The organism is Terriglobales bacterium (genome assembly GCA_035691485.1).
Classification (GTDB): Bacteria; Acidobacteriota; Terriglobia; order Terriglobales; family Acidobacteriaceae; genus JAIQGF01.
Genome location: DASSIZ010000132.1, coordinates 1 through 11,649, shown reverse-complemented (window position 1 = coordinate 11,649; position 11,649 = coordinate 1). Strand labels below are relative to the sequence as shown.

The window sequence follows — 11,649 nt, the reverse complement described above, 5'->3', positions numbered from 1 at the left end:
GGAAAACGATTCAGGCGGCCAATCCAGCGCGAGCGCAGCGAGCCCGGCACGTTGTTCCAGCCCAACGGCGTAAGCCTTGGGGAAAAGCCCCAGGCTAAACCACCAGCCCGAGCCACGAAGGGGCGAGGCCGGCACGATTTTTGCGAGGCCGTCAGCCCGAGCAAAAAAAAGCCCGGCCTTTCCGGCCGGGCAAATTTGACCTCGTAGGTTTACTGGATCAGCGTCGGCTCTCCGTTTTCCGCCTCTTCCTTCGGGATCACCACCGCCGCCGCGACCTTGTCATCGGCATCCAGTTGCAGCAACCGCACGCCCTGGGTTGAGCGCCCGGCCTCGCGGATCTGGTTGGTGGCGATGCGGATGATCTTGCCGTACTGCGAGATCACCATCGCTTCGCTTTCCTCGCTGACCAGCAGGATTCCGGCCACCTTGCCGTTGCGCGTGGTGGTCTTGACGTTGATAACGCCTTTGCCGCCGCGCGACTGCAGGCGATACTCGTCCACCCCGGTGCGCTTTCCGTAGCCCATCTCGGTGATTGACAAGATCAGGTTCGGCGTCGGTTCCGCTGCTTCGTCCTTGCCGGTCTTCTTCCCGCCGTTCACTTTGGCATCGCTCTTGGGCGTAATCGCCATGCCGACGATGTAATCGCCCTTGTCCATGTCCATGCCGCGCACGCCGTACGCGGGACGCCCCATCGGCCGCACATCCTCTTCGTCGAAGCGGATGGCCATGCCTTCGTGCGATGCCAGGAACACGATCTGGGCGCCATCGGTCACCGCCGCGGCCACCAGTTCGTCGCCCTTGTCAATGCCGATGGCGATGATGCCGCGCGACATGACGTTGCTGAAATCCTTCAGCGGCGTCTTCTTCACCGTGCCATTGCGCGTCGCAAAAAAGATGTTCTTGTTCTCTTCTTCCAAATCGCGCACCGGCACGATCGTGCGCATCGTCTCACCCGGCTGCAGCGCCACCAGGTTGCCGATATGCTTGCCCTTGCCCGCCGCCCCGACGTCGGGCACTTCGTACACCTTCAGCCAGTACACGCGTCCGGTGTTGGTGAAGATCAGCAGGTAGGCATGCGTCGAAGCGATGAACAGGTGCTCGACGAAATCCTCCTCGCGCGTCTTCATCCCCGTGCGGCCCTGCCCGCCCCGCCGCTGCGAACGATAGGTCGTGATCGGCGTGCGCTTCAGGTAGCCGGAGTGCGAGACGGTCACTGCGACCTGCTCGTCCACGATCAGGTCTTCGAGCTGGATTTCGGCCGCTTCGTCCACGATCTGCGTGCGCCGCTCGTCGCCGAATTTTTTCTTGACCTCCTCCATCTCCTTCACGATCACGCCGCGCAACTTCTTCTCCGAGGCGAGAATCGATTCGTATTCCTGGATGCTCTCCCGCACTTGCTTCAGCTCGTTCAGCACTTCGTCAATCGAGAGCCGCGTCAGCCGGTGCAGTTGCAGTTCCAGGATGGCATCGGCCTGCTTCGCGTCGAAGCCCTTCTCCGGCTTGTTGCGCCCGACCGAAACATTCGACTTCTTGCCGTTGACGTTGACTTCAATCGCCTTGCCGCCGAAGAACGCAACCAGGTTCTCGCGCGCTTCCGTGCGGTTGCCGCTGCCCCGGATGATGGCAATCACGTTGTCCAGCTGGTCGATCGCCAGCTGGTAACCTTCCAGGATGTGCTCGCGGTCTTTCGCCTTGCCCAGCAGGTACGCGGTGCGGCGCCGCACCACGTCGATGCGGTGATCGATGAAGTGCTGGATCGCCTGCACCAGCCCCATCTCCTTCGGCTGGCCGTTCACCACCGCCAGGAAGATCATGCTGAAGCCGTCCTGCATCGGAGTGTGCTTGTAGAGCTGGTTCAGCACGATCTGCGGCTCGGCCCCGCGTTTCAGCTCCACCACGATGCGCATGCCGTCGCGATCGCTTTCGTCGCGGATGTCGCTGACATCGTCAATCGTCTTGTTGTTGACAAGGTCGGCGATGCGCTCAATCAGCCTGGCTTTGTTCACCTGGTACGGAATCTCGGTGACGATGATCGCCTGCCGCTCCTTGGTGATGTTTTCGATCGCCGCCTTGGCCCGCATCATGAATCGCCCGCGGCCCGTCTTGTACGCTTCGGCAATGCCCGCGCGCCCATGAATGAAGGCGCCGGTCGGAAAATCCGGCCCTTTGACGATCTGCAGGATCTCCGCCAGCTGCGCATTGGGTTTGTTCACCAGCGTGATGCAGGCGTCCACGATCTCGGTCAGGTTGTGCGGCGGGATGTTGGTCGCCATGCCCACCGCGATTCCATTCGACCCGTTCACCAGCAGGTTGGGCACGGTCGTCGGCAGCACCACCGGCTCTACCGTGGTGTCGTCAAAGTTGGGTACGAAGTCGACTGTCTCCTTGTCGATGTCGGAGAGCATCTCCTCCCCGATCGCCGTCATGCGGCACTCGGTGTACCGGTACGCCGCCGCCGGGTCGCCATCCACCGACCCGAAGTTGCCCTGCCCATCCACCAGCCGGTAGCGCATGGAGAACGGCTGCGCCATCCTCACCAGCGCATCGTAGAGCGCGACGTCGCCGTGCGGGTGATACTTGCCCAGGCACTCGCCCACCACCTTCGCGCACTTCACGTGCTTGCGGTTGGAGAGCAGTCCCATGTCGTGCATCGCATAAAGAATCCGGCGATGCACCGGCTTGAGTCCGTCGCGGATGTCGGGCAGCGCGCGCCCGATGATCACCGACATCGAATAGTCGAGATACGATCGCCGCATCTCCTCTTCAATGTTGATCGGCTGCACGTTGCCGGCGCCCGGACCTTGCGGCCCGCCGCCGTCCGGTGGAAGTGGAAGCTGGGGATTCTGTTCGTCTGCCATTTAGTTCTTAGCCTTTAACCCACTCGAAATCTTCAAGCATGTCATCCCGAGAAGCACGTCATCCCGAGCGCAGCGAGGGATCGGTTTTTGTCGAGCGGCGGAATTCATTCCGCCGACATCGGCGTCAATTCCGCAGGCCCGGCGCCCTTGCCGGGGCTGTCTCGCAACCCACAAAAATGCTCACCGCGACCGCCGCCTTCGGGCGGTCGCCATCCGCCCTGGATGCGCCCCGCGCGTACCTGTCCCTTTAACTGCTAACCTTTTGAATTTACAAGAAGTTACGTCCCGGAAGAGCACTGCTCATTATAGCAGAAAAAAGGGCCTGTTTTTGCGGCTGGAAAAACCTTATTTCGTCGCTTTCAAGCCGTCTCCGCCTGGTGATTGAAAGACTGGCCGACGGAAAGACTGGTCAGTCCGCTTTCACCGATGTCGGCACCGTGAACTCCACTCCGCGGTCGTCATTGGCCTTGATTGTCGCCTTCAAGTTCAGCTCAGCCAGCGGGATCTTGTGCGCAACGAAGGTGCCCAGGTCGTAGAGCGTTTGCCCCACGATGGCATAGTTCGTGACTTCCTGCTCGTGGCCATCGCGATAGATGAGCACCACCGGGATCATCTGCCGCGCCTCTGCCGGCGACAGCTCCTGCGGCACCGGCGTCGTCGCGGCGGGTTGACGTTCGCGGCTGTCGAGATAGTGAGACCCGTAACGCGCGTCCGGAGCCGCGCTCGTCGGACGCCGCTCGAAAATAGTCGGCGCCGGCGGATCCGGTTCAGCTACGTCCTCTGGTCCAGCTTCGGTCGCCACCGGGTAGGCGTACGGCACGTATACCGGGTAATAGGCGCCAGTGTTGCTGCGGCGGTGCCGATGGCTGCCCAAATTTACGCGTCCGTGATTGCGCGCATCGGGAAAGAAAAATCCGCTGGTGAATTCGGTAGGCGTGCAGCCCATGGCGGAAGGAATCAGCGGCCCAACCCCGGAACACGGCGACGCGAAGCCGTTGGGACCAGACGAGAAGCCGTTAGGACCAAGCGAGGTCACGCTTGCCGGAGGCCCGGGAGTCACGCCGCGCCACGGCGCCATCGAAGTCACCGACGCCGGCGCTCCCCGGATCTGCGCCGCTGCCGGCACCACCAACATCAGCGCTACCACTGCCGCGATGTACCCTGCCAGCTTCATAGTCCCGGAGTTAATCATAACCCCGTTTAATTTGATGCCTGGCGTGGAAAGCCCGATTCACAGCCGGTTTCCGCGTGTCGAATCGGGAACCTGCGCCCATCCGCCCATTGATTGGCGGATGTCCGGGGATCATTTACAGGCCACCGGGGCGGCGCTTCTGGAACAGGAGCGCTTGCCGCCCCGATGACCCGGCCCTTATCCTTGAAAACCCGGGTGGGGCGCTGGAGTTGCGCGACGATTGCCGAACTGCAGAAGTGACGAATTGCCGAATTTCAATTCCGCAGTTCCGCAATCAACCAATCCTCAACAGTCCCACCACTGCATACGCCGCCTGCGCCAGAATAATCCCAGCCAGCATGCCGCCGGCCAGGCCGCCGTACTCGGTTTCCAGCAGGTCGGTAAACACCCCGGCTATGAACACGAACGCGAACGGCAGCGACGCGACAAACAAATCGTAGCCGCCCAGGTGCGGCATGGTAATTCCCAGCACCATCACCGCGACCAGACTGATCAACGGCGCGGTCACCCCGAAGAAGCGCGGACGCTTCCACGCCGCATACGCGATCAGCGCTGCTGCCAGCGCCACCAGCACCGCCGGCATTCGCAGGAAGAACACTGCCAGCAAGCTGTAAGTCAAACCCCGCCCGAGCAACCGGGGAGCAAAGTCGCTCGTCCGCAACCCGCTGATCGCCGCCGCCATTGCGTGACTGTCAAAACCATACGCCGCGAACAGCAGCAGGAATCCCAAAGCGCATGCCGCCGCCATGATTGCCAGCGCCGCGCCGCGCCGTTCCGGCGCCAGGTACAGCATGAATCCGAACGCCAGCACCGCCATCATCGCCAGCGCCATGTGCGATCCCACCGCCAGCGCGATTGCCAGCCCCATCAGCCCGATTCGCTTCCAGTTCCACAACACGACCTCGCGCGGCGCGTACAAGGTGTGCGCCACCGCAATCGAGGTGAACACCAAGCCAAACGCTCCCCATGCCGCGACTATTGCCGGTTGGATTGCAGCCGCCCGCATGATGATGACCGGCGAAAATGCGTACAGCGACAGCGCCGTGTACCCGCCGGCATTTCCGTAGAGCCGCCGCGCCACGTACCACAACGACGCCCCCAGCAGCACTCCAATGGCAATGAACGGCAGCCGCGCCCGCCATCTCCAGGATCGCGGATGCGGCAAGAAGAATTCGGGCACCGCGCCGCCCACCCGGGCCGGGTTTGCCAGGGTGGGGTGGGTCTCTGACCCGCGTGTCCCGATCGTGAATCCCGACCCGATCAGCGGCACCGCTGCCAGGACCGGGAGGATGGGCTCGCGTGACGCCTCGGCCGTGAAGGCATGCTCATGAAACAGAAATTCGCCGCGCCCGATCTGCTCCATCTCCATCTCGCGCATCGGCGAGTGCACCGCCACCCACACGCACTGCGCCAGGAACAACGCGAGCAGCGCACCCGCAATGAGCTGCGGCATGCCGATCGGCGAACCGAGCACCACCACGTACTCGCGCCGGCTGCCGGCGGCGGTTATGTTGTTGTCTGGAGCTGGCGCGGCGGTGGGCCCGCAGGGCATCACTCAGTTTTTATCACGGGAACACAGGTGGAGTCAGGAGTCAGGCCGCATCCCACTCGCCACGAACCAGCAACCTAACAAGTGGTCCAAACCGCTCCGGCTTAGGCATGAACCACCGCTAAATCTTCACAAATATCTTCTTCCGGTACATCAACCACGCCAGCGCCCAGAAAGTTAATACATAGGCGGATGCGAACAACGCCGACGCAATCATCGGCCGCGCCATGGGCGCAAACCAGTGATCGTATACCCACGCCTTGTACGTCACCCCGGGCATGACCTGGTAGCGCACGCTGAAAACCGCCAGCGCGGTTGACGCCGCATACACCGTGATGGCGTTGCTTCCGTACCAGACAAACGGTTGCGCCCAGCTCCGCCACCCGCGAATCTCAATCATCCAATAGCACAGTGCAAGCAGCGCCAGCGCGAACCCGCCGGTAAACAGCACGTACGAACTGGTCCACATGTTCTTATTGATCGGAAACCATCTTCCCCAGGCCTCGCCGGCCACCATCAGCAGCGCCCCTGCCATCAACATTCCCTGCACTTTTGTAACCCGGGGCTGGCCCACATGTGAGGCAGAAGGGTCCGACGCCTGCCCCATGACCGGCCGCTGCCTCAACCATTCACCGGTGAACACTCCTATCAGCGTGGTCACCACCGCCGGGATCGTGCTCAGCAATCCCTCCGGATCGAACCGGTGCCTGATCCACAAATGCTCATACAAAAGTTTGCGGTCGATAAATCCCGCCAGGTTTCCGTCCATCGACAAATCGAATCCCGGCATCCGTGTCATCAGCAGCCAGTAGCCCGCCAGCGCCACCACGGCGATCACCGCCCGCGCGCGCCGGCCGCAGTACAGCACGATGGCCGACGCCATCAGGTACACCACCGCAATCCGCGGCAGCACCCCGTAGAGCCGCACCGTGTGCAGGTTCCATCTCCGGCCCCACAGCGCCAGCGCAAAACCAATCGCATAAATAATGATGCTGCGCTTCACCGCATGCCGCATCAGTTCGCCGCGCCTCGCGCCGCGCTCCTGCCTCGCCTCGAACGACAGCACCATCGACACGCCGACAATAAATAAGAAGAAAGGAAAGATCAGGTCCGTCGGCGTCCACCCGTGCCATTCCGCATGATCCAGCGGCCACCACACCGCCTTCCAGTTTCCCGCATTGTTCACCAGGATCATCCCCGCGATCGTCATCCCGCGAAACACGTCCAGCGATATCAGCCGCGTCGCCTTCGCGACCGGCGCCGCGCTCTTCAGCTCAACCGCCGTTGTCGATGTTGGGGAAACCGTCGTTGCCATCGTGCCCGCCATTCTATCCCGGTTCACCACCACCCGGTATCCTGCCGAACGCCCACTGACCGTGTGGTGCCGCAAACCTTACCGGTGAACTCAACCCCTCTGGGCAAAGCTCAGGACCTATGCTTTTTTTGAAACATTCCCGCATCTCGAGTGATAAACAACATTAGAAACCCTGTCATCCTGAGCTAGGTCGCCCCAGTCCGAGCGAAGCGAGGCCGGCATGCTTCGCCAGCCCAACGCATGAGCGTTGGGTAGGATCGCAAAACCCAAACCAGCCCGAGCGAACGCGAGGCTGACACGCTGTTGGTGAGGCCGTCAGCCCGAGCGAAGATCCATGGTCTGTCGAACTCATCCCGCATCTTGAGTAATGACAAACAATAAACCCCTGTCATCCTGAGCGAGGGCGAACGCCCGAGTCGAAGGACCCCTACACCGCCCACATTGCGCATTCGTCGACAGGTTCAGGGCCGAAACGCCGTTCCGCGAGGGCGTCAGCCCGAGTCGAATGGCCCCCATCCCGAGCGAGAGCGCACTTCCCCTATAATTCCCTCCGAGCCCCATGATCCGCAAACTCCTCGCTCTCCTTACTCTTTTCGCGCTGTTGGTTCCGCCGGCATCGGCTTTCGATACCTTCTGGCATTCGCAGGCCAGCCGCGCCGTCGGCAAGGAATTCGGTTTTAGCGAGGATGCCTGGAAGATCATGCAGCTCGGCTGCTTCTCCCCCGACTTCTTCGGCCCCATCTCCGACTTCGCCAACGAGCGCCTTCAAGGCAAGGACCTCAAGAACCTCAACCAGTACGGCAACAACAACCTCCAGGTCCGCCGCTCCGCCATCTTCCTTCACTTCGACAACCTCAACGGCGCGCTCACTCGCAACTCCCAATTCGATTCCCTCTTCACCCAGCTTCTCCGCAACACCCAGGACCTGCTTGCCAATATCAACACCCGGCCCGATCTCGACGACCGCACCCGCAAGGTAATTACGCTGCTTACCCTCGGCGCTTCTCTCCACGCTGTGCAGGACTTCTACAGCCACTCCGACTGGATTCACAACGACTTCAACAAACTCCCCGTGAAAATGGTTCCGCTTGCCGCCGGCGGTTTTCGCGCGCCTACCTGGTTTGAATTTCGCGACAAGTCCGGCGATCCCGACCACTGGCCGATTCGCGTAACGACCGGCATCTATCCGCCTCCTGCCGCCGACATTCCTAACACTCACACCCACATGAACCACGACAACTCTGGTCTTCTTTATAAGGAATATGAGACCCCCGGCGCGCCTGTGCGCTCCGAGGCGCCCTATCACAACGCAGGTCCGGTGCCGGCACATGCGGACGATCCCGTTTCCGTGGCCGCCCACCAGAAGCTCGCCGCCGATACTGCCATCGCCGCCAGCCTCGAATGGGTCAGAAAAGTAGAAGAGAACGCTGGCGCCAAGGCCGCCATCGAACGCGCCCGCACCTGGAATCTGAAAATCAGCGATCCCAAGCTCGCCAAGGAGCTTCAAGCCGGGCTCGCCGTGCAGCTCGCGCTCTCCTGCGCCGCCGGACGCTGGGACGGCGAAGAGCCTCCCGCCGATCGCGGCGCGCTCTGCCGCTCCGTCCTGGAGAAGAAATTTAATCCGCTTTCCGCCAGCACCGGCGCCCAGATCGAATCCGAAATCATCGGGCTTGCCGCCGGCCTCGCTCTTCCCTGGGCCCTCAAGTTCACGGGAAAATTCTGGGACGTCTACTCCCGGTACCAGCTTCTGGACCAGCTCACCAACTCCATCGGCACCGAATCCGGACGCTACAAACTCCAATAGACTCGGCCGCGTGCTGCAACCGCACGGCACCCCCCAGGGCCGCAGCGTACAATACCCACGATTGCCGTCTTTGACGTCGTCCACAGAATGTGTGGCACGGGTCTCTGACCCGTGAACGTGGCGCCGGCGAAGTCTGATCATGTCCTACACCATTGAATGGCCGCGAGTACCGAAGATGCGCCGCCGTCGGCTCCCTCTCCTTGTCCTTCTCGTCCTGCTTGCCGTGATTTTTCTCGGAGGCCGGACGGCATTGTCCTATTACGTTGACGCGCTCTGGTTCGGCTCCCTCGGCTACGCCGACGTGTTCTGGAAATCACTGCGTCTGCAGTCCGCCGTCTTCATTTCCTTTGCCGTGGCCACGTTTCTGATTCTGTACGGCTCATTCCTGGCCATGAAGCGCTCTTACCTTCAGCACTTGCCGAGCGGCCACACCATTTACATCGGCGGGCAACCGGTAAAGTTGCCGGTCGATTCCATCCTGCGCCTGCTCGGAGTCGGCGTTTCCTTGGCGATCGCCGCCATCACTGCCGCCGCCCTGATGCTGGAATGGCCGGGCTTGGCGCTTTACTGGTACGCGCCTCCCGGTACGGGCGGCTTTGTCGATCCCATTCTCCACCAGCCCCTCAACTTCTATCTCTTTTCCCTCCCCGTTTGGCAGCTGGTCTCGGGTTGGCTTTTCGCCATGGCCGTCATCGTCTGCCTGCTCGCGGTTTTCTTCGTCGTCATTACCGGAGGCGCCCGCGCCCTGGAGGGAAAGCAGGGTATCTACATTCCCGTGCCCTGGCGTGGCCTCTCCATCGCCTTCGCTTTTTTGCTGCTGACCCTCGCCTTGCGCACCTATCTCGGGCGCTTCGAGCAGTTGTTCGAAGATCACACCATCTTCGCGGGCGTCACCTACACAGGCGCGCATGTCATGCTGCCTGGCCTGCTCGTCGTCTCCATCGCGCTTCTGCTTGGCGCCGTGATCGCCATCGTCAATGCGTTTATGGTGATGCCGCGCGCGCGCTGGCTGGTCGCCGCCGTCATTCCCGCCGTGCTCTGTTTCCTGGCCCTCCAGCTCATTGCCTGGTACGTTACCAGCTTCATTGTCAAGCCCAACGAACTGGTGCGTGAGCGCCCCTATATTGCCCGCAACATCGAGATGACCCGCCGCGCCTACGGCCTGGACCGCTTCTCCTCTCGCGAGTTCCCGGCCGAGACCACCGTCGACGCCATCGATCCCGCCAACAATCAGGCGACACTGCAGAACATTCGGCTCTGGGACTGGCGCGCTCTTCAGGACACCCTGCGCCAGATCCAGGAAATTCGCACCTACTACGACTTCCCCGACATTGACATCGATCGCTACGAAATCGACGGCGCCGTCCGCCAGGTCATGCTCGCCACCCGCGAACTCAGCATCGACAAGCTGCCGGAAAGCAGCCGCAACTGGATCAACGAAAAGCTCATTTACACCCACGGCTACGGCGTCACCATGAACCCCGTCAACGGCTTCACCTCGGAAGGGCTGCCGACGCTGATCCTGAGCAACATGCCGGTCCAGAGCACGGTGCGCGGCCTTGCCGTCAACCGCCCCGAAGTTTATTTCGGCGAGCTGACCAACACCGATGTCTACGTGAAAACGCGGCAGAAGGAGTTCAACTACCCGCAAGGCCAGACCAACAATCTGACGTCCTACGAGGGAACCGGCGGCATCGTGCTCGGCGGATTCTTCCGCCGCCTCTTCATCGCGCTCGGGCGCGGCGATGTCGCCAAGCTGCCCTTCAGCGACGATGTCAATCCCCAGAGCCGGCTGCTCATGCGCCGTAACCTCCGCGATCGCGTGGCCGCGTTGGCCCCGTTTCTCACCTTCGATCCCGATCCCTACATCGTCGTCGGTGAAGACGGCAGGCTGTCATGGATGATGGATGCATTCACCGTTTCCGACCAATACCCCTATTCGCGGCATTACCGCTTGGGCGGCGATCCCATCAATTACATGCGCAACAGCGTCAAGGTTGTCATCGATGCCTACGACGGCACCACCACGTTTTACGTTTTTGACGCCGAAGATCCCGTCATCGCCGCCTATCGCCGCATCTTTCCCTCCCTGTTCAAGGACGCGTCCGCCATGCCGCCGGCATTGCGCAAGCACGTTCGCTATCCCGAGTTGTTGCTCAAGCTGCAGGCCGATGTTTACGGCCTGTATCACATGACGGATCCGGAGGTTTTCTACAACCGCGAGGATCTCTGGACTGTTGCCACCGAAGTCGGCATGAACCCGCGTGGCGAGCAAGCGACCCAGGTGATCGAGCCCAATTTCGTGCTCATGAAGCTACCCGGCGAAACCGGTATCGAGTTCGTCGAGATTCTCCCTTTCACCCCGGCCAACCGTAACAACCTGATTGGCTGGATTGCCGGCCGCAGCGACGGCGCTCATTACGGAACTTTGGCTGTCTATGACTTTCCCAAGAACCGGCTGGTTGACGGCCCGTTGCAGATCGAGGCACGTATCGACCAGAACGCGCAGCTCTCCGGGCAATTGTCGCTGTGGAACCAGCAAGGCTCGCACGTCCGCCGCGGAGCTCTGCTCGTGATTCCCTCCGGGCGCGGGCTCTTGTACGCCGAGCCAATTTATCTGCAGGCGGAACGAAGTCCGATGCCGGAGTTGCGCCTGGTCGTGCTCGCCTTGCAGGATCGCCTCGCTTACGGGCCGACCTTTGAATCAGCCATGGCTGCCCTTTTCGGCGGTGCCGCTTCCACCACCAGCGCTGCGGCTGCCACCGTCGAGACAAAAAAAGCGGCTCCCGCCGCCGCGACCTCGGCAACGCCAGCAGCGACCGACTTGAACGCGCTCATTGCTGAGGCCGCCAAGAGCCTTGCCGATTACCAGCGCCTCACTGCCGAAGGCAAACTCGGCGAAGCCGGCCAAAAGCTGGAACAGTTGAAACG

General features: G+C 61.7%; 6 protein-coding genes. 2 read left to right on the top strand and 4 right to left on the bottom strand.

All coding sequences use genetic code 11. From position 1 onward, the window contains the following. Positions 1 to 209: 209 nt before the first annotated feature. The 4 genes from gyrA to VFI82_16575 all read right to left on the bottom strand — a co-directional run bounded on the left by gyrA (position 210) and on the right by VFI82_16575 (position 6,914). Entirely contained in the window at positions 210 to 2,858 is a 2,649-nt protein-coding gene (gene gyrA / locus VFI82_16590; protein HET7186304.1) for a DNA gyrase subunit A, read from the bottom strand. 409 nt (positions 2,859 to 3,267) lie between these two features. Continuing rightward, positions 3,268 to 4,032: a hypothetical protein gene (locus VFI82_16585; GenBank protein ID HET7186303.1), complete on the bottom strand. Its 765-nt coding sequence runs from the start codon at positions 4,030 to 4,032 to the stop codon at positions 3,268 to 3,270. Positions 4,033 to 4,324: 292 nt separating this feature from the next. Further along, complete coding sequence (locus VFI82_16580) at positions 4,325 to 5,602, bottom strand: hypothetical protein (GenBank protein ID HET7186302.1); 1,278 nt, start codon at positions 5,600 to 5,602, stop codon at positions 4,325 to 4,327. A gap of 118 nt (positions 5,603 to 5,720) precedes the next feature. Beyond that, the gene (locus VFI82_16575) at positions 5,721 to 6,914 is read right to left on the bottom strand and encodes a heparan-alpha-glucosaminide N-acetyltransferase domain-containing protein (protein HET7186301.1); all 1,194 of its coding nucleotides are present in this window, start codon (positions 6,912 to 6,914) and stop codon (positions 5,721 to 5,723) included. Positions 6,915 to 7,473: 559 nt separating this feature from the next. Here VFI82_16575 and VFI82_16570 point away from each other — a divergent pair. Next, positions 7,474 to 8,718 carry a hypothetical protein gene (locus VFI82_16570; GenBank protein HET7186300.1) on the top strand — a complete coding sequence of 415 codons (1,245 nt, stop codon included), beginning with the start codon at positions 7,474 to 7,476 and terminating at the stop codon, positions 8,716 to 8,718. Positions 8,719 to 8,857: 139 nt separating this feature from the next. Further along, positions 8,858 to 11,649 (top strand): UPF0182 family protein (locus VFI82_16565; GenBank protein HET7186299.1); only part of this gene is annotated, 2,792 nt, incomplete at its 3' end.